Source organism: Nocardia sp. NPDC127606 (assembly GCF_042671725.1).
Lineage (GTDB): Bacteria > Actinomycetota > Actinomycetes > Mycobacteriales > Mycobacteriaceae > Nocardia.
The window spans coordinates 86,309-107,982 of sequence record NZ_JBHXWQ010000002.1 but is presented as its reverse complement, the minus strand read 5'-3'; the positions used below and the strand labels follow the sequence as shown (position 1 = coordinate 107,982).

19 protein-coding genes are annotated in these 21,674 nt (G+C 67.6%); 12 read left to right on the top strand and 7 right to left on the bottom strand.

Annotation, left to right across the window (positions count from 1 at the left end; translation table 11 throughout):
- Positions 1-2: 2 nt before the first annotated feature.
- Complete coding sequence (locus ACFVJ5_RS11240) at positions 3-1,268, bottom strand: aspartate kinase (protein ID WP_379219894.1); 1,266 nt, start codon at positions 1,266-1,268, stop codon at positions 3-5.
- Between the two features lie 135 nt (positions 1,269-1,403).
- Positions 1,404-1,979, bottom strand: a complete 576-nt coding sequence (locus ACFVJ5_RS11235; RefSeq protein WP_379219893.1) for a dihydrofolate reductase family protein — start codon at positions 1,977-1,979, stop codon at positions 1,404-1,406.
- A gap of 71 nt (positions 1,980-2,050) precedes the next feature.
- Here ACFVJ5_RS11235 and ACFVJ5_RS11230 point away from each other — a divergent pair, with 71 nt between their 5' ends.
- The 3 genes from ACFVJ5_RS11230 to ACFVJ5_RS11220 all read left to right on the top strand — a co-directional run bounded on the left by ACFVJ5_RS11230 (position 2,051) and on the right by ACFVJ5_RS11220 (position 4,449).
- On the top strand, positions 2,051-2,623 hold the full coding sequence (locus ACFVJ5_RS11230) for a TetR/AcrR family transcriptional regulator (RefSeq protein WP_379219892.1): 573 nt from the start codon (positions 2,051-2,053) through the stop codon (positions 2,621-2,623).
- A 98-nt stretch (positions 2,624-2,721) separates the two neighbouring features.
- On the top strand, positions 2,722-3,180 hold the full coding sequence (locus tag ACFVJ5_RS11225) for an SRPBCC family protein (protein ID WP_379219891.1): 459 nt from the start codon (positions 2,722-2,724) through the stop codon (positions 3,178-3,180).
- A 66-nt stretch (positions 3,181-3,246) separates the two neighbouring features.
- Complete coding sequence (locus ACFVJ5_RS11220) at positions 3,247-4,449, top strand: low temperature requirement protein A (RefSeq protein WP_379219890.1); 1,203 nt, start codon at positions 3,247-3,249, stop codon at positions 4,447-4,449.
- On the opposite strand, the gene ACFVJ5_RS11215 is transcribed toward ACFVJ5_RS11220, so the two are convergent.
- The 3 genes from ACFVJ5_RS11215 to ACFVJ5_RS11205 form a co-directional block, all read right to left on the bottom strand.
- Positions 4,436-5,269, bottom strand: a complete 834-nt coding sequence (locus ACFVJ5_RS11215) for an ion transporter (protein ID WP_379219889.1) — start codon at positions 5,267-5,269, stop codon at positions 4,436-4,438. The genes ACFVJ5_RS11220 and ACFVJ5_RS11215 overlap by 14 nt on opposite strands.
- Before the next feature lie 117 nt (positions 5,270-5,386).
- Positions 5,387-6,997 (bottom strand): GMC oxidoreductase, encoded by a 1,611-nt coding sequence (locus ACFVJ5_RS11210; protein ID WP_379219888.1) that lies wholly within the window; start codon positions 6,995-6,997, stop codon positions 5,387-5,389.
- A 118-nt stretch (positions 6,998-7,115) separates the two neighbouring features.
- Positions 7,116-7,883 (bottom strand): sulfite exporter TauE/SafE family protein, encoded by a 768-nt coding sequence (locus ACFVJ5_RS11205; RefSeq protein ID WP_379219887.1) that lies wholly within the window; start codon positions 7,881-7,883, stop codon positions 7,116-7,118.
- Between the two features lie 287 nt (positions 7,884-8,170).
- Between ACFVJ5_RS11205 and leuA the strand changes: the two genes are divergently transcribed.
- Together leuA and ACFVJ5_RS11195 are read left to right on the top strand one after the other, a co-directional pair.
- On the top strand, positions 8,171-9,967 hold the full coding sequence (gene leuA / locus ACFVJ5_RS11200; RefSeq protein WP_379219886.1) for a 2-isopropylmalate synthase: 1,797 nt from the start codon (positions 8,171-8,173) through the stop codon (positions 9,965-9,967).
- 254 nt (positions 9,968-10,221) lie between these two features.
- The gene (locus ACFVJ5_RS11195) at positions 10,222-12,030 is read left to right on the top strand and encodes an AAA family ATPase (protein ID WP_379219885.1); all 1,809 of its coding nucleotides are present in this window, start codon (positions 10,222-10,224) and stop codon (positions 12,028-12,030) included.
- A gap of 10 nt (positions 12,031-12,040) precedes the next feature.
- Here the strand turns inward: ACFVJ5_RS11195 and ACFVJ5_RS11190 are convergent, their stop codons facing one another.
- Entirely contained in the window at positions 12,041-12,940 is a 900-nt protein-coding gene (locus ACFVJ5_RS11190; RefSeq protein ID WP_379219884.1) for a LysR family transcriptional regulator, read from the bottom strand.
- A 71-nt stretch (positions 12,941-13,011) separates the two neighbouring features.
- On the opposite strand from ACFVJ5_RS11190, the gene ACFVJ5_RS11185 reads away from it, so the two are divergent.
- The 7 genes from ACFVJ5_RS11185 to ACFVJ5_RS11155 all read left to right on the top strand — a co-directional run bounded on the left by ACFVJ5_RS11185 (position 13,012) and on the right by ACFVJ5_RS11155 (position 20,749).
- Positions 13,012-13,938, top strand: a complete 927-nt coding sequence (locus ACFVJ5_RS11185; RefSeq protein WP_379219883.1) for an EamA family transporter — start codon at positions 13,012-13,014, stop codon at positions 13,936-13,938.
- A 186-nt stretch (positions 13,939-14,124) separates the two neighbouring features.
- Positions 14,125-15,879 carry an FAD-dependent oxidoreductase gene (locus ACFVJ5_RS11180; protein ID WP_379219882.1) on the top strand — a complete coding sequence of 585 codons (1,755 nt, stop codon included), beginning with the start codon at positions 14,125-14,127 and terminating at the stop codon, positions 15,877-15,879.
- A gap of 62 nt (positions 15,880-15,941) precedes the next feature.
- The gene (locus ACFVJ5_RS11175) at positions 15,942-17,177 is read left to right on the top strand and encodes a MurT ligase domain-containing protein (protein ID WP_379219881.1); all 1,236 of its coding nucleotides are present in this window, start codon (positions 15,942-15,944) and stop codon (positions 17,175-17,177) included.
- Positions 17,174-17,890 carry a type 1 glutamine amidotransferase gene (locus ACFVJ5_RS11170; RefSeq protein ID WP_379219880.1) on the top strand — a complete coding sequence of 239 codons (717 nt, stop codon included), beginning with the start codon at positions 17,174-17,176 and terminating at the stop codon, positions 17,888-17,890. Before ACFVJ5_RS11175 ends, ACFVJ5_RS11170 begins: the two co-directional genes overlap by 4 nt.
- Before the next feature lie 149 nt (positions 17,891-18,039).
- Entirely contained in the window at positions 18,040-18,906 is an 867-nt protein-coding gene (locus ACFVJ5_RS11165) for an ABC transporter permease (RefSeq protein WP_379220607.1), read from the top strand.
- The gene (locus tag ACFVJ5_RS11160; RefSeq protein ID WP_379219879.1) at positions 18,903-19,961 is read left to right on the top strand and encodes an ABC transporter substrate-binding protein; all 1,059 of its coding nucleotides are present in this window, start codon (positions 18,903-18,905) and stop codon (positions 19,959-19,961) included. Before ACFVJ5_RS11165 ends, ACFVJ5_RS11160 begins: the two co-directional genes overlap by 4 nt.
- On the top strand, positions 19,958-20,749 hold the full coding sequence (locus ACFVJ5_RS11155; RefSeq protein WP_379219878.1) for an ABC transporter ATP-binding protein: 792 nt from the start codon (positions 19,958-19,960) through the stop codon (positions 20,747-20,749). Before ACFVJ5_RS11160 ends, ACFVJ5_RS11155 begins: the two co-directional genes overlap by 4 nt.
- Position 20,750: 1 nt before the next feature.
- On the opposite strand, the gene ACFVJ5_RS11150 is transcribed toward ACFVJ5_RS11155, so the two are convergent.
- A complete protein-coding gene (locus ACFVJ5_RS11150; RefSeq protein ID WP_379219877.1) occupies positions 20,751-21,623 on the bottom strand; it encodes a bile acid:sodium symporter family protein in 873 nt (290 codons plus the stop codon).
- Positions 21,624-21,674 lie beyond the last annotated feature (51 nt).

Below are 21,674 nucleotides of genomic sequence, written 5' to 3'. Positions count from 1 at the left end.
GCTTAACGCCCCGTTCCGCCGTGGACGACAGCGGCCTCGTCGCCGCCGAGATCGAATGCCTTGTGCAACACCTGCACCGCCTCATCCAGTTCCGTGTCACGCACGAGCACCGAGATCCTGATCTCCGAGGTGGAGATCAGGTCGATGTTGACGCCCGCGTTGGCCAGCGCCTCACAGAAGGTGGCGGTGACGCCCGGGTGCGACTTCATCCCGGCGCCGACCAGCGAGACCTTGCCGATGTGATCATCGGAGAGGATCTCGGCGAAGCCGATCTCGTCCTGGCGCGCGGTGAGCATCTGCACCGCGCGGACCAGGTCGGTCTTGGGGCAGGTGAAGGTGATGTCGGTCTTGCCCGTGTCGACCTTGGAGATGTTCTGCAGCACCATGTCGATGTTGATCTCGGCGTCGGCCACCGCGCGGAACACCTTGGCCGCGTAGCCCGGCTCGTCGGGCAGGGCGACGACGGTCACCTTGGCCTCGCTGCGGTCGTGTGCGACGCCGGTCAGGATTGCCTGCTCCACGGGAATGTCCTCCATCGATCCGAAAACAGTGGTGCCGATCTTGTCGGTGTAGGACGACCGAACATGAACGGGAACGTTGTAGCGGCGCGCGTACTCCACGCAGCGCAGCATGAGCACCTTCGACCCACAGGCCGCCATCTCGAGCATCTCCTCGTAGGAGATGTTGTCGAGCTTCTGGGCGTCGGGGACGATGCGCGGGTCGGCGGAGAAGATGCCGTCGACGTCGGTGTAGATCTCGCAGACGTCGGCTTTCAGCGCCGCGGCCAGCGCGACGGCGGTGGTGTCGGAGCCGCCGCGGCCCAGCGTGGTGACGTCCTTGCTGTCCTGGCTCACGCCCTGGAAGCCGGCCACCAGCACGATCTGCCCCTCGGCCAGCGCCTCTTGCAGGCGGCCCGGGGTCACGTCGATGATCTTGGCGTTGCCGTGCGCGCCGGTGGTGATCACACCGGCCTGCGAACCGGTGAACGAGCGGGCCTCGGCGCCGAGCGTGTGAATAGCCATGGCCACCAAGGCATTCGAGATGCGCTCGCCCGAGGTGAGTAGCATGTCCATCTCGCGAGCAGGCGGCGACGGGGCCACCTGCTCCGCGAGATCGAGCAACTCATCGGTCGTGTCGCCCATAGCCGAGCACACGACAACTACATCGTGCCCCTGCTTCTTGGTCTCCACGATCCGTTCAGCGACGCGCCGGATCCGCTCGGCGGTAGCCACCGAGGATCCTCCGTACTTCTGAACTACGAGAGCCACAGCAGGTCCTTCACGATCGAGTGTCAGGTTGGTATCAGCGACCAAGAGTACCGGGCCCGGGCCACCGGTTTTGCTGCTACCTGCCCTGCCTGTGGAAAACGACACAGGCTTGTCACCTGTGGATAACCACCGGATTCAGCTCCGATCGAACCAGGTGACCTGCGCGCCGCTGTCGAATTCCTTGCGCCGGGTCGGAGTGAAAAGTGTCGGTTTGAAGACGCCGGTGAAGGCGGGGATGCCCTCGCCGGCGATGACCGGATAGCTCTTGACGATCAGCTGGTCGATCTCGTCGAGGAGCTGACCCGCGAGCTTCCCGCCGCCGCACAGCCAGATGTCGAGGCCGTCCTGCTGCTTGAGTTCGCGCACCAGTTCGACCGGATCACCGTCGACGATCTCGACGTTGGGTGCGTCCACCGGCCCCAACGAGGAGGAGAAGATGTACTGCTTCATGTGGACGAACGGGCTGAGGATGCCCGCGTCGTACGCCGCCGCGTAGGTGCCGCGACCCATGAGCATCGTGTCCCAGCTCCTGTTGGGCGTGTCGACGTCGATGCCGAAATGCGGGCGGAGGTGGACCGGGATGGCCTCGGGGAACTCGGCGTTGAGCCAGTCCGAGTATTCCGGCGGCGTCGGATAGAACTCGTACTCACCGCCGGGGCCCGCGATGTAGCCGTCGAGGGAGACGCCGATGTAGTAGACAAGCTTTCGCATGGTTACCGCCTCAGATGTAGTACTCTGTTTGGAGTGGTTTCAACATAGTACTACGGATGGAGTGGTGTCAAGTGCGTACCAACCCCGAACGACGACAGGCCTTGCTCGACGCAGCCATCGACGTCCTCGCCGACGAGGGCGCCCGCGGCCTCACCTTCCGCGCGGTGGACAAACAGGCGGCCGTCCCCGCCGGCACCGCGTCGAACTACTTCGCCAATCGCGACGAGCTGCTCACCCAGGCCGGCGTCCGCTTCTACGAAGTGGTGCAGCCGAGCGAGGAGACGATGGCCCTGGTCAGCGACGGCCCGAAGGACATCGAGAACATCACCACGCTGATGAAGGAGGTGGTCGGACGCATCGAATCGCATCGCAAGGCCTATCTCGCGCTGCTGGAACTTCGCCTCGAGGCAACCCGGCGTCCAGAACTGCGCACGGTGCTCACCGAACGCGTCCGGGCCGACATCGATTTCAACGTCCGCAACCATCTGGCATCCGGCTTGCCAGGCGACGCGGAGTCGGTACTACTGCTCTACCTGGCGCTCAACTGGCTCATCGTCGAACACCTCACACTGCCCGGAATCTTCACCGAGGAGCAGAGCATGGCACTGATCGAAACAGCCGTCGAGCGTGTGATAAGCAGCTGACCCGGTCATTTGTCCAGACCATAGACGTGTTGACGATCACTAGTACGACTGTGCACAATCGGGCGCGAAAGCTGCGGGGGTTCGGAGGATAGACACAGATGCGCTCGAAGATCGACATCCGATTCACCGTTGACGCCGAGATCGACCAAGTGATGGACGCACTACTGGCCGTTGACCTGATGTCGGAGTGGTCGACCTCGCTCAGTGATGTCCGGGTAGGCCCGCGCGATGCCGACGGCAGGCCGCGCCGAGTTTTCGCCACCGCCCACTTCATGGGTAACTCCGACGACCAGGTGCTCGAATACTCCTGGGAGCAGTACCGGTCCGAGTGGCGGGTCGTCGACAGCAGCCGCGGTTCCAAGGGCGGCGGCTGGATCGAACTGGTCGACACCCCGGAGGGCACCGAGGTCGACTACCACGTGGAACTCTCCCTTCCACTGCCGATTCCGGGCATCCTGTTCAATCGAAGCCTACGCAAACTGCACGACGAGACGGTCGCGAACTTCATCGACTTCGCCGAGCGGTATCCAGAGGTCGGGGGCTTCGCGGTCGGCTAGTTGCGCCGTCCGCGAAACAATCGGCGCCGCGCGCGAATCGCGGCCGGGGGTGCGACGATTGTCGCCATGATCGGAAATCGACGGGTCCGGTTCCGTCCGGTCACCGCGGACAGCTCGGTGACCCAGCTCGAATTGTTCTTCGACCTGGTGATCGTCTTCGCCTTCACGATGGTCACCGACCTGGCCGCCGACGAGACGACGGCCGCGAACATGCTGCGGGCCACACTGGTCCTCGCCCTGATGTGGTGGCTGTGGATCGCCTACTCGTGGCTGGGCAATGTGGTGCGCGCCGATGAGGGCATCGCCCGGGTGGGCATGTTCGTCGCGATGGGCGGTGCGTTCATCGCCGCGCTCACCATTCCCGAGGCGTTCGAGGATCTGTCCGGCGGCTGGTTCGGCCCGCTCGTCTTCGCCATCGCCTACCTGGTGGTGCGGCTGGTGCACGTCGGCATCTTCTGGGCGGTCAGCGCCGAGGACTCCCAGCTGCGCGGGCAATTGCTGCGCTGGGCGCTGGGCTCGATCACCATCGGCACCACGCTGCTGGTGATCGCGGCGATGACCACGGGCCTCACCCAGATCCTGCTCTGGATCGCCGCCATCGTCGGCGACATGGTGTGGACCTTCATCGCGGGCACCGACTGGCGGCTCAATTCGGCCAAGCACTTCGCCGAACGCTACGGGCTGATCGTCATCGTGGCGCTGGGCGAATCGATCGTCTCGATCGGGATCGGGGTGGCCGGGCTCCCGATCTCCTGGCCGATCGCGCTCGGCTCGATGCTCGGGCTCGCGGTCTCGGGCCTGCTGTGGTGGCTCTACTTCGACGTCGCCGCGCTCTCGATCGAACACAGTTTGGCCCATGCCAAGGGCACCGAGCAGATCAAGATCGCGCAGAACAGCTACACCTACTGGCATTTCCCGATGATCGTCGGCGTCATCGCGCTCTCGCTCGGGTTGAAGAAGGTGCTGTACTACGTCGGCGACTCCTCGCACCACACGCTGACCGACCCGCTCTACGGCATCCCGCTCGGCGCGCTCTACGCAGGACCGGCGCTGTTCATCCTCGGCGTCGTCATGGCGAAATACTATGCCTCGAAATCGGTGTCGATCGCGCGCGTGGTCACCGCGGCGCTACTGCTCGCGCTGATCCCGGCCGCCGCGCATCTGCCCGCGCTCGCCTCGCTCGCCGTGCTGTGCGCGCTGCTGGCAGCGCTGGTGATCTTCGAGACCCTGCGCTTCGCCCAGCCGCGCGACCGGATCAGGCACGCTTGATCTGACCGAGGTGGTGGCGCACGCCGTGCTCGGTGGGCGTCGCCCCTCGGTGTGAGGGCGGCACCTTCACCCCGGCACGCACGGCGTCGTTGATCTGGTCGAGGTTCTCGCGCAACATGTCGGCGACCAGTTCGTCGGTGCGCGGGTCGTCGAGCAGCTGACGCAGCATGCGGTAGACCGTGTCGGCGACGAGCCGGATGATGTCGTCGTGGAACGGGACGTAGCGCAGTTTGCCGGTCTGCGGGTCGTTCTTGATCAGGTCCATGATCAGCTGGTCGACCTCGGCGTGGTTCTCCTCCAGCGCGGCGGCGATGTTCTGGGTGTAATGGCCCGCGCGCAGGACCTTGGAGACCTCGTCGAGGATCGCGATCGTCATCGGACGCTTGATCACATCGACGATCGTGCCGACGAACCGGTTGACGATCGTCGCGGTGACCCGCTCCCCCAGCGCCCGGTCGGCCACCCGGCCGAGCCGGATCAAGATCACCACGATCCGGAGGAGCCGGAACCCGCGGAACAGCGGACTGGTCACCGGGATCATGCCGAGGACTTCGTACCAGTAGATGAACGGGAACGACCACGGCCAGCCCGCCCGCCGCCAGCGCCAGACGAACTCGACGAGGAAGATCGCGCAGATCGACGTGTCGACGATGACGATCGCGTGGTAGGTCGGGCCGCTGACGTCGAAGAAGGTGATCCACACGACCAGCACCACCGAGATGATCGCGAGGATCAGCATGAGGATGTCGGTACGCAAGGTCGGCGTTTTCGAGCGCACGTCCGGCAGGGCCTCGACCCGTTCGATCCCCGGTGAAGCCACTGTTGCTCCTGAATATCTGGCGGTCGGCGCCGCGTAGGTCGGCCTTGACATCGCTGCCCACGCTAATTGGTCGACCGACGCCGCGAGGGGAGTTACCGACGCCGGTCGGTGGCGTGTTCAGCCGCGCAGGACGGCCTCGATATTGCGTTCCGCCAACGCGGTGATGGTCAGAGACGGGTTGACCGTCGCGGTGCTGCCCGGAATCGCGGCACCGTCCATCACGTAGAGACCGGGGTGGCCGTGGACGCGACCGAAGGCGTCGGTGGCCTTGCCGAGGACCGCGCCGCCGAGCGGGTGCGCGGTGAACTGGGCGTTGGCGTCGTAACCGAGCGCGCCGTATTCGGCGACCGCGCCCGCGCGGTCGGCGATCCGGTGGTCGACCACGCGAGCCGCCGCGGCGACCGCGTGCTGCGTGGCCGCCGACCAGTTCAGGCCGACGCCGCCCGTGGCGGCGTGATAGCCGAAGCGAGCGCGGGTCGGATCGAGGACCATGCCGAGCGAGGCCAGCGCACCGGTCTCGAACGGGATGCCGGGGATGTACCAGTTCTCCAGGGTGAGCGGCACGTTGGATTCGTCGTGGATCCGGCTGGCGCTCGGCACACCTTGGCCCTGGCCCGCGACGGCGCTCGCGCCGCGGGCCAGCACCACGTCACCGTTGGTGCCGAAGCCGTCGCCGATGTGTTCGTTGAGGTTGGGCAGCGTACCGGTGGCCTGGGCGCGGACCAGCAGCTCCGAGGTGCCGATCGAACCGGCGCCGAGGAACAGCTTGTCGCAGGTCAGGTTGCGGGTGCTCAGCACCTGGCCGCTCGGCGCGAGCTTCGACACGGCGACGACGAACCTGCCGCTCGCCTCCTGGGCGATGGCGTCGACACGGTGGCCGGGGAACACCTGGGACCTACCGGTCTCGCGGGCGTAGCGCAGGTAGTTCTGGTTGAGGTCGAACTTCGCGCCGTTGGAGTTGCCGAGATTGGAGCGGGCCGAGGTAGCCGAGGCACGCGAGCTTCCCGCGAGCTCGCTGCGCAGCACGTTCCAGGTGAAGATCGAATCGTTGGGCAGCGGCTGGTAACCGGCGGCACGCACCTGGTCGTCCCAGGCGCGCGAGTGCGCGAACGGCGAGGAGTTGTAGATGTCGGCGGGCATCTGGTCGAGCCGCAGCATCTGGCGCACCCGCGGGTAGTAGACGCTTTCGAGCTCGCCGTAATCGACCACACCACCGAAGACGTGGTCGAACAGCCTGCGTTCCGGCGCCACCATCGCCCCGGTGAAGATCACCGATCCGCCACCGACAGCGGCTGCCCGCCACACATCGATACCGGAATACTCGGTCACATCCAGCACCCCGCCGAACGCGCTGAAACTCATCGGCACCTTGGTGACGCCGGTGAAGCTGGTGCGATGCCAGAACCCGCGGCCGTCGGGCAGATCGTCGCCGGTGAAGATCTCGCGCCACGGGTCGTTGGGCCAGTGCGAACCGCGCTCGAGCACCGTATTGGTGATCCCGGCCTCGGCCAGGCGCAGCGCGGTGACGGCGGCGCCGAAGCCGGATCCGATGACGATGGCTTGCGTATGCGCCGGTGCGTCCGGGATCGGGGCGAAGATCTCCGGTACCCAGGACTGGAACATCGCCTCCCGCGGATCCGCCGAAGCGGGCGCGCTCGCCAGCGTCGTTCCCACGGCACCGGCAACAGCCGCCAGTCCCGCCGCCTTGAAAAAGGCACGTCTGTGCACCAGGCCACCTCCCTCATCACGCATGGCCGACGCGAAGAATACCCCGCAACATGAAGGATCGCCCGGTGGCGACCACATTTGTCACAAGTCACGACGAGCGCGTGAGGCTACCGGGACCTCAGCTGGTGAGCAGGCGGATCACCGCGATGGTGCCGACCACCACGATCACCCCTCTGAGCACATTCGGCGACAACTTCCGCCCGACCTTCGCGCCGAGCTGCCCGCCGATGATCGAGCCGATCGCGATCAACGCGACCACCTGCCAGTTCACCTCGGCGATCGCGATGAAGATCACCGCCGACACCCCGTTGACGATCAGGGCGAGCACGTTCTTCACGCCGTTGAGCCGCTGGATGTCCTCGTGCACGAACACCCCGAGCAGACCGATCAGCAGCACGCCCTGGGCGGCCCCGAAGTAGCCGCCGTAGATGCCGGTGGCGAAGACCGCGACCAGCAGAATCGGCCCGCCGTGTTCCGGCGTCGCCGACGCACCGTCCGCCCGGCGCTTCTTCACCCATGCGGCCAGTCGCGGCTGCACGACGACGAGGATCAACGCCACGATGATGAGGACGGGGACGATCGCCTTGAACGCCGCCGCGGGCATCGTCAGCAGCAGGATCGCGCCGGTGATGCCGCCGAGTAGCGACGCGGTGCCCAGCTGTAGCAGTCGGGACCGCTGTCCTTGCAGTTCCCGCCGATAGCCGATGACCCCGCTCACCGAGCCGGGGACGAGACCGATCGTGTTCGACACATTCGCTGTCACCGGCGGCAACCCGAACGCCAGCAGCGTGGGAAAGGTGATCAGCGTGCCCGATCCGACGATCGTATTGATGCCACCCGCCGCGATACCCGCGGCGAAGATGGCCACCTGTTGTAACCAAGTCATTCGAATTCCTTTGGTACGTCTCGTCGGACGCGAAGGTCCGTACAAGCGTGCGTTATGGGGGAAACCGTACTGGTCAACTGGTGAGCGAAATCGGTGAGGTCGATTCTCCAGGCCGCTTACAAGCAGGGGTGGGCACGCGGTAAGCTCGGAGGATCATGCTGCAGCGGGCTCTTCTTCTCGGCCGCCGCGACGGGTCCTGATACGGACCGGCTCCCGTCGCGGGGTTCCAACGCGCCGGTCGACCCGCTCCCATTCAGGGAATCCATCACACCCACGGAGAAACTTGCATGTCCTCGGCTGACGCATTCGTATCCGCTTCGCGCACCATTTCGGCCCCCGGCAAACCCGCACCGGCCGACCAGCCCACCTGGAACACCCAGAAGAACTCCTCGATGCCGTCGTTCCGGTATCGACCCTTCGCCGAAGAGGTCGAGCCGATCACGGTGCCCGACCGCACCTGGCCGGACAAGATCATCGATCGCGCCCCCGCGTGGTGCGCCGTCGACCTGCGCGACGGCAACCAGGCCCTGATCGACCCGATGAGCCCGGCCCGCAAGCGCCGCATGTTCGACCTGCTGGTCCGGATGGGCTACAAGGAGATCGAGGTCGGTTTCCCGGCCGCGAGCCAGACCGACTTCGATTTCGTCCGCGAGATCATCGAAGACGGCGCGGTCCCCGCCGACGTCACGATCCAGGTGCTCACCCAGTGCCGCCAGGAGCTGATCGAGCGCACCTTCCAGGCCTGCGCGGGCGCACCGAACGTGATTGTGCACTTCTACAACTCCACCTCGATCCTGCAGCGCCGCGTGGTCTTCCGCGCCGAGCGCGACGCGGTGAAGAAGATCGCCACCGATGCGGCGTCGCTGTGCCTGGAGATCGAGAAGCGCTACCCCGACACCGAGTGGCGTTACGAGTACAGCCCGGAGTCCTACACCGGCACCGAGCTCGACTACGCCCGCGAGGTCTGCGACGCGGTCTCCGAGATCATCGCGCCGACCCCGGCCAAGCCGCTGATCATCAACCTGCCCGCGACCGTCGAGATGGCCACGCCGAACGTGTACGCCGACTCGATCGAGTGGATGCACCGCAATCTGGCCCGCCGCGACTCGATCGTGCTGTCGCTGCACCCGCACAACGACCGTGGCACCGCCGTCGCGGCCGCCGAGCTGGGCTACCAGGCCGGCGCCGACCGCATCGAGGGCTGCCTGTTCGGCAACGGCGAGCGCACCGGCAACGTCTGCCTGGTCACCCTGGGCATGAACATGTTCTCGCGCGGCATCGACCCGCAGATCAACTTCTCCGACATCGACGAGGTCCGTCGCACGGTGGAGTACTGCAACCAGCTGGCCGTGGCCGAGCGTCACCCCTACGGCGGCGACCTGGTCTACACCGCCTTCTCCGGCAGCCACCAGGACGCGATCAACAAGGGCCTCGACGCGATGAAGGCCACCGCCGACGCGCAGGGCGCCGATGTGGCCGACATCGTCTGGGAGGTCCCGTACCTGCCGATCGACCCCAAGGACGTCGGCCGCACGTACGAGGCCGTCATCCGGGTGAACTCGCAGTCGGGCAAGGGCGGCGTCGCCTACATCATGAAGACCGATCACGGCCTGGTGCTGCCGCGTCGCCTGCAGATCGAGTTCTCGCAGGCGATCCAGGCGATCACCGACGGTGAGGGCGGCGAGGTGACGCCCAAGGAGATGTGGGACGTCTTCGCCACCGAGTACCTGAACCCGATCCTGCCGCTGGAGCGGATCAAGCAGAAGGTCACCGCGGCCGAGACCGACGGCGGCGTCGACTCGATCGTCGCGACCGTGAAGGTCGAGGGCGTCGAGCAGGAGATCAGCGGTTCCGGCAACGGCCCGCTGGCGGCGTTCGTCGACGCGATCGCGACCGTCGGTTTCGACGTCCGCGTTCTCGACTACAGCGAGCACGCCATGTCCGCCGGCGACGACGCGCAGGCCGCGGCCTACGTCGAGGTGGCCATCGGCGACAAGGTCGTCTGGGGCGTAGGCATCGCCACCTCGATCACCACCGCTTCGCTGCGCGCGGTCGTCTCGGCCGTGAACCGCGCCGCGCAATAGGTTGCTCCATGGTGGCCGGGACCTCGGTCCCGGCCATCGTGCTGACCTGTGGATAGTTTTGCAATCCTGTGGATAACCGCGGGCCGGCTGGTCGGCTTCGCGCCGGATATGCCGGTTGAGCTGGGCGCATTCGATTCTCATCCGCATATGCGTCGCAGCTGCCACCGGCGCGCGAAATTTGGCCCCGTGTTAGCGTTTTAGGGCATATTCAGCGCCGAGCTTTCCTGCTCGTTCAGCGAGCAAGTGGGGGAACTGTGACCAACAACGACCATAATCCGACCTCGCCGCCGTGGCTGCAGAGTCCGTCGGCTGACGCGTCCGAAGCTGCGTCCGGTCCCTCCGGTGTGCAGACCGCGACCGAGGACGACATCGAGCCCACCGATACCGCCGCCGAGCCGACCGGTGAAGCCGTCGATCCGTCGACCGGTGAGCAGCCCGTCGCCGAGCCCGGCCCGGCCGGCCTCGCCGACCAGACCGTGTACCAGCCCGCCGGTTTCGCACCGCAGGGCCAGTTCGCGCAGGGTGCTCCGTACTCGGTGCCGGATCCGTACCAGAACAATGGCGGCCAGCCGCCGATCAACGGCCCCGAGCAGCAGCCGTGGCCGGGTCAGCCGGGCGAGCAGCCGTGGCTGCCCGGTCAGCCGGGCGCTGAACAGCCCTACCCCGGTCCGCACGCGACGGGCGAGCAGCCGCAGCCCGGCGTGCCGCCGCAGTACCCCGGCGCCGAGGGCCAGCCGTACCCCGGTCCCGAACAGCAGCAGCAGTTCCCCGCCCAGGAGCAGGGCCCGCAGTCCGAGCCCATCTACAGCTGGGCGCCTCCGCCGCCGCCGATGTACCAGCAGCCGATGCAGGGTGGGATGCCGCCCGGTCAGCAGCCGGAACAGCACGGGCAGTTCCCCGGCCAGCAGCCCGATCAGGGACAGTTCCCCGGCCAGCAGGGGCAGTTTCCCGGCCAGCTCGGCCAGCCGGGTCCCCCGCCCGGTCAGCAGTGGGGAGGCGGCCCTGCCCCCCAGCAGCAGCAGCCGTTCCAGCCGCAGCACATGCAGGCACCGGGCCAGCCCGGACATTCGGTCAACGATCTGAACCTGCTCAAGCGCGCGCGGAAGTCGCCGCGCAGCGGGTGGCGCAAGGCTGTGCACAAGGTGTCCGGCGGTGTGATCAACCCGGGTGAGTCGGCGGCGGATGTCGTCTACCGCGATCTCGGCGAGCGGGTCAACCAGCCCGTGCGCGGCGATTACCGGATCGCGATCCTCTCGCTCAAGGGCGGCGTCGGCAAGACCACCACCACAGTCGGTCTCGGCTCCACCTTCGCGTCTCAGCGTGGTGACCGCGTCATCGCCATCGACGCCAACCCCGACCTGGGCACGCTCGCCCACCGGGTACCGCGCCAGACCCGTTCCACGGTGCGCAACCTGCTCGAAGACCAGCAGATCACCCGCTACTCGGATGTCCGCGCACACACCTCGCAGGCCCCGAGCCGGCTGGAAGTGCTTGCCTCCGAACAGGATCCGGCCGTGTCGGAGGCCTTCAGCGAGGCCGACTACCGCAAGGCCATCGGCATCCTGCAGTCGTTCTACAACATCATCCTCACCGACTGCGGCACCGGTCTGATGCACTCGGCGATGTCGGGCGTACTGGATATGGCCAGCTCGCTGGTGCTGGTCACCTCCCCCGCGATCGACGGTGCGCGCAGCGCGTCGGCGACGCTGGACTGGCTCGACCACCACGGCTACTCCAAGCTGGTCGAACGCACCGTCGTCGTCGTGAACGCCTCTCGCCGTGGCGCTTCCACGGTCGACCTGGATCAGCTGCGCAAGCTGTTCCTCGACCGCACCCGCGCCGTACAGATCGTCCCGTTCGACGATCACCTGGCCGAGGGCGCCGAGATCGACCTCGAGCTGGTCAGCAAGCCGACCAGGCGGGCCCTGCTCGAACTGGCCGCGATGGTCGCCGACGACTTCAGCTACCACGGTCAGCAACCACACCAGCAAACACACCAGCAGCAGCCGTATCAGCCCGGCCAGCCCTACCCGGGTCAGCAGTACCAGCCGGGTCAGTTCTGAGGTAGCACCGTCAGCGCGCGGTCACCTCGCGCGCCGCGGCCTCGAACGCGTCGAGCACCGTCGCGATCGCGGGGCTGCGGTGCGCCTGCGGGCGGGTGATGATCTCGTAGACCCGGGCCGCGCGGACCCCGGCCAGCGGGAGCACCGACAGGTCGGGGTGCGCGACGGCGTAGCGCGGCATCAGCGCGACACCGTAGCCGGAGACCACGAGCGTTTCGATCACCCGGAACTCGTTGAGCCGCTGCGCGATCCGTGGCCGCACTCCGGTGACGGTGGCGATGGACTCGAGCACATCGTCGACCGGAAACCCGCCGCGCACGCTCACCCAGGTCTCCTCGGCGAGTTCCTCCGGGCGCACCGACGAACGCCCGGCCAGCGGATGATCCGGTGCGACAACGACATCGATCGGCTCACGCATCAGCACCCGCGCCGACAATCTCGGCCCGGCCAGCGACGGCGCGCGTTCGTCGCGATGGGTGAGCACGATGTCGTAGTCGGCCAGCAGTTTCGACGCCTCACTCGGCGGGAGGTCCTCGTCGCCCGCGACCAGTTCGACCCCGCCGGCGGCCAGCGTGGCGAGCACGAGTGGCAGCAGCAGTGCCGCACCGGACGGGAACGACGCCACCCGCACCTGTCCGCGCGGTGAGCCCCGATAGTGGGCCATCTCGGCGGTGGCCCGGTCCATCGCGGCGAGCACATCGTCGGCGCGTAGCACCAGCGCCTGCCCCGCGTCGGTGAGCCGCACCCGGCGTCCGTCCGGTTCGAGCAGTGCGACCCCGGCCTCTCTGGCCAGTACCTTCAACTGCTGCGAGACCGCCGACGGCGTCATCGACAGCACCTCGGCGACGGCGGCGACCGTGCCGCGGTCGGCCAGCTCGCGCAGAATCCGCAGTCGCTCGATCGAGAACATGAAGTAAAACTACGTTATCCCTGCACATTTATTCGATTGTGCTGATCTTTAGCCGCCCGCACGATAAGGGCGTGACCTCCCGTGATCGCCTGCTCGGACTGACTGTCGTTGTGCTCTGGGGCCTGAACTTCCTCGCCATCCGCATCGGTCTCGACCACTTTCCGCCCTTCTTCTTCGTCGCGCTGCGCTTCGCCGTCATCGCGATCCCCGTGCTGATCTTCATTCCGCGTCCGGCCGTGCGTACCCGCTGGCTGCTGCTCTACGGCACCGGTTTCGGCATTCTGCAGTTCGCGTTCCTGTTCACGGCGATGCGCACCGGCATGCCGACCGGCCTCGCCTCGCTGGTGCTGCAGTCCTCGGCGCCGTTCACGGTGATGCTGGGCGCGGTGCTGTTGCGCGAGCGCTTGCGGCCGGTGCAGGTCGCCGGACTCGCGGTCGCCGTATTCGGCATGGTCGTCATCGGCGTGGACCGCATGGCCAACGCCACCCTGCTGCCGGTCCTGCTGACGTTGGCGGGTGGCCTCGGCTGGGCGTTCGGCAATATCGGCGCCCGTCAGGCCGGCGCCGACTCCCCCGGCTACAACCCGCTGCACCTGACGCTGTGGATGTCGGTGGTTCCCGTCGTGCCGATGCTGGCGCTGTCGATGGCTGTCGAGGGGCCTGGCACCGGTTTCCGCGCGGTCGGCGCCGCGTTCTCCGCCGACGGCTTGCCCGCGCTGGGCGCCGTCGCCTACATCGCCGTCCTCGCGACCGTGTGCGGGTCGGGCCTGTGGACCTATCTGATGAGCCGCTATCCGGCAGGCACCGTGGCGCCGTTGTCGCTGCTCGTGCCGGTCGTGGGCATCGCCGCGGCCTGGGTGGTCCTCGATGAACAGCCGTCGGTGGCCGCGCTGATCGGCGGGGCGATCGTGATCGCGGGCGCCTTCGCGGCAACCACCGGCCGTGGCCTCCCGAAGGCGCCGTCGCCCGCCCCCACCCCGGCATTGGCCCGAGTCTGAACTCGAATTCAACCCACGACCGCTCGAGCTCTGGCTAGCATGTGACCGGTCGCCCGATGTGTTTCCGTGCGACCGGTCGGTTTGGAGCTCGCGAACGACGCAGAGGTCGATACAGCCAGGTCTTCGCCGCGCTCTAGAGTGGTGGCAAATCCCAGGCAATACTCGAGCAAGGCAGCTGAACAGCGTATGGCGGAACAGCGGTGGTCCGTTTCGCGAAGGAACCTTCTTCGTGGCACGGTCGCAGCGGGGGTGATATCGGCGGGGGCCGTAGCGGGAGCGCCGGGATTCGCCGCGCCACCGGGGCGCCGGGTGGCCGTGCTCGGCGGCGGTGTCGCCGGGCTCACGGCCGCGCACGAATTGGCCGAGCGCGGGTTCGAGGTCACCGTGTACGAGGCGCGCGCGCTGGGCGGCAAGGCACGCAGCGTGGGGGTGCCGGGTACCGGCCGCGACGGCAGGCCCGATCTGCCCGGCGAGCACGGGTTCCGTTTCTTCCCCGGCTTTTATCAGAACCTGCCCGACACGATGCGCCGAATTCCGCATCCCGGCAATCCCGACGGCGTGTGGAACAACCTCATCGCCGTGCCGGAGGCCAGGTTCTCCCGCCGCGACAGCGACGACATCACGCTCGCGCTGCCCGACAGCATCACCGCCACGCAGGCGACGCCGGAGTCGATCCGCGAAACCCTGGCCGGCACCATCACCACGACCGCCAAGATGCCGGCGGCGGAGGGCCTGTTCTTCGCCAACAGGCTGATGGTGTTCAACACCAGCTGCGATGCCCGCCGCTTCGGCCAGTGGGAGCACACCTCCTGGTACGACTTCGTGCACGGGCACGAGCGTTCGCACGAGTTCCGCGCGGTCGTGTCCCGGTCCCTGACATCCATCATGGTCGCCGCCAAGGAGAATCTGGCCAGCACTCGCACCATCGGCAGCATGGGCGAACAGTTCCTCGGCAACCCGCTCGGCCTCGGCAACGACGGCGGCCTCGACCGCGTGCTCAACAACACGACCAACGCCGCCTGGATCGATCCGTGGGTGCGGCACCTGCGTGAGCTGGGCGTGCGTTTCGAACTCGGCGCCCGGGTGAGCGAACTCGAGGTGCGCGACCGGCGAATCCGGGCGGCCCGGATCACCGACGCCACGGGCGCGCGCACCGTCGACGCCGACTATTTCGTGGTGGCGCTGCCGGTGGAACACGCGAGAAAACTGTGGTCGTCGCAGGTGCTCGCCGTGGCGCCGGAACTCGCCGCGACGCAGCGGCTCTTCGTCGATTGGATGAACGGAATACAGATCTATTTCCGTGCGCCCCTGCATATTTCGCGCGGGCACACGGCCTATGTCGATTCGCCGTGGTCGCTCACCTCGATCAGCCAGAATCAGCTGTGGACCGATAAACTCCCGTCCTTCGGCGACGGTACGGTGGCCGATTGCCTTTCGATCGATATCTCCGACTGGAATTCGCCGGGAATGCTGTACGGCAAACCCGCCACCGCGTGCACCCACGAGGAGATCTTCCGCGAAGTCTGGGCACAGTTGAGCAGCCATCTCAACGATCGTGAACAATTGCTCCGCCCGGCCGACGTGCATTCCTGGTTTCTCGATCCGGGAATCACCTGGCAGGGCAGTCGGAACGCGAATGCCGACCCGTTGCTCATCAATACCGCCGGCTCGTGGGATGCCCGCCCCGAGCCGCACGGGTCGATCGAGAATCTCTTCCTCGCCGGTGATTACGTGCGTACCGATGTGGACCTGGCGACCATGGAGGGCGCCAACGAGTCGGCCCGGGCCGCGGTGAACGCGCTGCTCGAGGTGGCGGGCTCGTCGGCGCCGCGCTGCCGCGGTTTCCGGCTGCGCCGTACCCCCGAACTCGAGCCGCTGCGGATCATCGACGCCGACCGCTACGCCAAGGGCATGCTCAACCTTTTCGACGAGCCGACCTGACCCGGACAAGCTCACACCGCTCCCGCACGCGCGCCCGGACGGCACGCACATAGACTCGCGGCGTGGCAGACATCTCGGTGCGTGGGCGCTTGGCCTTGCGAGCAGCGGCGGCAGCGTCGTGGGCTTCGCAGAAGGCGGGTCGCGGCAAGGGTTCGATGATCGGCGGCCTGATCGCGTTGAAGATCGATCCGTCGATCATGACGCAGCTCGGGCGCGGCCGGCGAACAGTGCTGATCACCGGCACGAACGGTAAGTCGACCACCACCCGGATGACGACCGCGGCGCTCGGCACGCTCGGCGATGTCGCCACCCAGGCCGACGGCGCCAATATGGACGCGGGCATCGTGGCCGCGCTCAGCCTGCACCCGGGCGTGGCGCTGGCCGCCATCGAGGTCGACGAGCTGCACCTGCCGCACGTGAGCGATGCGCTCGACCCCGCTGCCGTGGTGCTGCTCAATCTCAGCCGCGACCAGCTCGACCGGGTCGGCGAGATCAACATGATCGAACGCAAGCTGCGTGCCGGGCTCCTGCGTCATCCGAATGCGGTCGTCATCGCCAACTGTGACGACGTGCTGGTGGCCTCCATCGCCTACGACCACCCGAATGTGGTGTGGGTGTCGGCGGGCAGCGGCTGGGCCGTCGACGCGACGAGTTGTCCGCGCAGCGGCGAGCCGATCGTCTGGGAGGGCGAGAACTGGCGCTCGACCGGCGCCGATTTCCATCGCCCGCAGCCGGTGTGGTGGCTCGAGGGCGAAGACCTGTGCGGCCCGGACGGTTTCCGCGCTCCGCTGCATCTGGCGCTGCCGGGTCGCGCGAATCGTGGCAACGCGGCGCAGGCGGTGGCCGCGGCGGTCGCGATGGGCGCCGAGCCCGCGAAGGCGACCGATGCCACCGGCACCGTGCGCGAGATCGCGGGCCGCTACCGCACGGTCACCGTCGGCGACCACGACGCGCGGTTGCTGCTGGCCAAGAACCCCGCGGGCTGGCAGGAAGCGCTGTCGATGATCGACCCGTCCTCGGCCGGTCTGGTGATCGCGGTGAACGGTCAGGTGCCCGACGGCGAGGACCTGTCCTGGCTGTGGGACGTGCGGTTCGAGCACTTCGAGGGCGTGCAGGTGGTCGCCTCGGGCGAGCGCGCCACCGATCTCGCCGTGCGCCTGACCTACGCGGGCGTCGAACACACGCTCATCCCGGATCCCGTGCGCGCCATCGCCTCCTGCCCCGCCGGGCATGTCGAGGTGCTGGCCAACTACACCGCGTTCCGCGATCTCAACCGTGACCTGGAGGCCCGCAAGTGAGCGAGTCAACGCTTCGTATCGGCCTCGTCCTGCCCGACGTGATGGGCACCTACGGCGACGGCGGCAATGCCCTGGTCCTGCGCCAGCGCCTGCGGATGCGGGGCTACGACGCCGAGATCATCGACATCACCCTCGCTGATCCCGTCCCGGATTCCTTCGACATCTACACCCTCGGCGGCGCCGAGGACTCCGCGCAGCGGCTGGCCACCCGCCACCTGCAGAAGTACCCCGGCCTTCAGCAGGCCGCCGCCAAGGGCGCACCCGTGCTCGCCATCTGCGCCGCCATCCAGGTGCTCGGCAACTGGTACGAGACTTCGGCGGGCGAAAAGGTCGACGGCGTCAGCCTTTTCGATGTCACCACCTCGCCGCAGAAGGTGCGCGCCATCGGCGAGGTCACCACCACGCCGCTGGTACCCGGGCTGAAAGCCCCCCTCAGCGGCTTCGAGAACCACCGGGGTGGCACGACTCTGGGCTCCGATGCCACCCCGCTCGCCCGCGTGACCCGTGGTGTCGGCAACGGCGTGGGCGACGGCACCGAGGGCGTGGTCCAGGGCTCGGTCTTCGGCACCTACCTGCACGGCCCCGCGCTGGCCCGCAACCCCGAGCTGGCCGATCTCCTCATCGCCATGGCCCTCGGCATCCCCGCCGCCGACCTGGCCCCCCTCGACCTTCCCGAGGTCGATCGCCTCCGCAAGGAACGCCTGCGCGCCTGAGCCGACCGCGGATCGACGACGTCGCGCGGACTTCCGCTCATCGCGACTTTTAACCTCCCGCAACCGCTACCTGCGCCGATAGCGTCTCCCTTCGCAGTGCTGGGCGAATCCGTCCAGCACCGGAGGTGAGGAGTGCTGAGGTGACCGCAGTGGTGTCGACCGTGGACGCCGACGAAGCGGCCGGTGCGAAACCCAGCACTGCGAAGGCGCCTCGGCGGGGTGGATCGGTGCTGGCCGCGGTAGTGGCGCTCGGCGTGGTGCTGGCCGGCTGGACGGTGGTGACCGCGGCCGGATTGGTCGACCCGCTGTATCTGCCGTCCCCGAAGGCGGTGTGGGATGCCTTCGTGCGGGCCAATTCCACGCATCGGATCGCCGACGGCGTGGATCGGTTCGTGGTCGGCGAGCAGAACTATTACCTCTGGGAGCACCTGCTGGCCAGTCTCCAGCGGATCGCGATCGGGGTGGGCGCGGCGATCGTCGTCGGGCCGCTGGTCGGATTCGTGATGGGGATGGTCGCGCCGGTGCGGTGGGTCACCGAACCGATCCTGAACTTTCTGCGCGCCCTCCCGCCGCTGGGCTACATCGGTCTGCTGATCGTGTGGTTCGGCATCGGCGACACCGCCAAGATCTGGCTGCTGTTCCTCGCCGCGTTCCCGCCGATCGTCATCGCGACCCTGGACGGCGTGCTGGGCGTCAAACAGGACTACCTGAACGCGGCGCGCTCGCTGGGTGCCGGTCGCGCACAGGTTGTTTCGCTCGTCGTGCTCCCCGCGACCCTGCCCAACGTGATCAGCGGCATCCGCATCGCGACGGCCTTCGCCTGGACCACGGTCGTCGCGGCCGAACTCAACAACGGCATCCCCGGCATCGGCGGTCTCGCGTATATCGCGGGCACGCAATTGAATACGCCGCTCACCATCGCCTGCATCATCGTGATCGGCGTGGCGGCGATGCTGCTCGACGCGGTGATCGTGTTCATCGGCACCAAAGCTGTTCCATGGAAAGGCAAGTCATGAAATCCGCACTGCGCAAGGTCGCCGCGACCTCGGCCGCGCTCTCCGCCGTCCTCGCGGTCACCGCGGGCTGCGTGGAGTCCGGGCGCGAGGACACCGGCGCGTCCGCGAGCTGCCCGTTCGCCGCCGACCCGAGCGTCACCAGCACTGTCCGCCTCGGTTTCCAGGCCATCCCCAACGGCGACCTGCTGGTGAAGGACCGCAACCTGCTGCAGGCGTGCCTGCCGAACGCGAAGATCACCTGGAGCCAGTTCTCCTCCGGCGCCGATGTGGTGCAGGCGTTCGGCGCCGGCGGCCTCGACATCGGCACGCTCGGCTCCAGCCCCGCCACCAAGGCCCTGTCGGCACCGCTGAACCTGCCCGTGCAGGTGGTATGGATCCACGATGTGATCGGCACCTCGGAATCGCTTGTCGTGCGCGACAAGTCGATCACCACGCTGGCCGGATTGGTCGGCAGGAAGGTGGCGACGCCCTTCGGTTCCACGTCCCACTACAGCTTGCTCGCCGCACTCGACAGGGCCGGGCTCACCGGCAAGGTGGAGCTGATCAACCTCGCCCCGGACGCGATTCCCGGTGCGTGGCAGGGCAATCAGATCGACGCGGCCTGGGTCTGGGACCCGACGCTGTCCAAGCTCACCGCGGCGGGCGGCACGGTGCTCACCAGCAGCGCCGAGACCGCGGCGGCCGGTGCGCCGACCTATGACCTCGCCATCGCCGACAAGAAGTTCCTCGCAGGCAACGCCGCGTTCGCGAAGACCTGGGCCAAGGTGCAGGACTATGCCGTCGGTCAGCTGAAGAACCAGCAGGCGGAGGCGGCGGTGTCGATCGGCGCGCAGCTGGGCATCGCTCCCGACAAGGTCGTTCCGCAGCTGGCGGGCTACCAGTATCTGCCCGCCGCCGAGCAGGCCGGGGCGAAGTACCTGGGCGGCGGTTTCAGCGCTGACCTCACCGGTACCGCGCGATTCCTGTTGAGCCAGGGCGGTATCGCCGCCGTCGGCACCGAGCAGCAGTATCGCGACGGCATCTCCGCCACCGCCGCGGCGGGCGCGGGCTCGTGACCGCGGGGCCGGTGACCGGCGATGCCGAGCGGGTGACGTTGGCCGGGGTGAGCAAGAGCTACCCCGGTCCCGACGGTGACGTCCAGGTGCTCGCACCGACCGATCTCACCATCGAACCCGGCGAATTCGTCTGTGTCATCGGCCCTTCCGGCTGCGGCAAGTCGACCCTGCTGAACATCCTCGCCGGATTCCTCGCACCGACGTCGGGGGAGGTGCGGGTCGGCGATCGGGTGGTCGACGGTCCCGATCCCGACCGCGGCGTGGTCTTCCAGCAGGCGAATCTCTATCCCTGGCTCTCGGTCCGCGGCAATGTCGAGTTCGGTCCGAGAGTCCGTGGGGTGGCGAAGCAGACGCGGCGCGCGCAGGCCCAGCGGCTGCTCGAGCTGGTCGGACTCGACCAGCTCGGCGACCGCAAACCCTACGAACTCTCCGGTGGACAGCAGCAGCGCGCGCAGATCGCCCGTGTCCTGATCAACGATCCCGGCATCGTCCTCATGGACGAACCCTTCGGCGCCCTCGACGCGTTGACCAGGGAGCGGCTCCAGCGCGAATTACTCACCCTGTGGCGCGACCGCCGCAAGACGGTCCTTTTCGTCACCCACGGCATCGAGGAAGCTATTCTCCTCGGCACCCGAATCCTGGTGATGGGTACCGAACCCGGCCGCGTCGTGCACGACGTCACGCCCACCTTCGATGCGGGCGCCGACTTCGCCACGATCCGCGCGCTCCCCGAGTTCAGCACTCTCCGAGACGAATTGGCCCGCCACATCTACGCGGCCCACGCCTGACCTACACGGCGGCGCGCACCTGCCGACGGGTGACGATCCAGCCGACGAGCGCGGCGAGCGGGAACATCAGCACGCCATACACCGCTGCGGGAACGGCCAGCTCGGTGCTGTCGAGCACGCTGATCGCGATGGTGATGGCGATGGTGCTGTTGTGGATGCCGACCTCGAACGAGCAGGCGATGGCCTGACGGTCGGCGACGCCGAGCAGGCGGGGCAGGTAGTAGCCGACCGACAGGCTGATCAGGCAGAACACGACGGTGATGGCGCCGACGTCGGCGAGTGAGTCGGTCAGGGTCTCGCGCTCGCTGACGATGGTGCCGACGATCACCAGCAGCAACGTGATCGCCGACCCGATGCGTACCGGCTTGTCCATCCGGTCCGCGAACTCCGCCGACCAGCGGCGCACCAGCATGCCGAGGCCGACCGGAACCAGCACGATGGCGAACACCTGGATCACCTTGCTCAGCTGCAAACCGACGGAACCGTCCTCGCCGCTCGGCTCGAAGTAGCCGATGGCGAAGTTGGTCACCAGCGGCACGGTGACGACCGCGATGATCGAATTGACCGCGGTCAGCGACACATTCAGCGCCACGTCGCCACGGAACAGGTGGCTGAACAGGTTCGCGGTGGTCCCGCCGGGCGAGGCGGCGAGCAGCATCATGCCGACCGCCAGGATCGGCGACAGATCGAACACCAGCACCAGCCCGAACGCGACCACCGGTAGCACCAGCAATTGGCAGACCAGCGCGATGGCGACGATGCGCGGCGTCTTCGCGATGCGGGCGAAGTCGGCGCCGGTGAGCGAGAGCCCGAGGCCGAACATGATCACCGCCAGCGCCAAGGGCAGACCGACAGATACCAGCGGAGAGTTCATAGCCACACACTTCTCGTCGAGCAGTCCGAGTCGAGGTACCGACCGGATTGA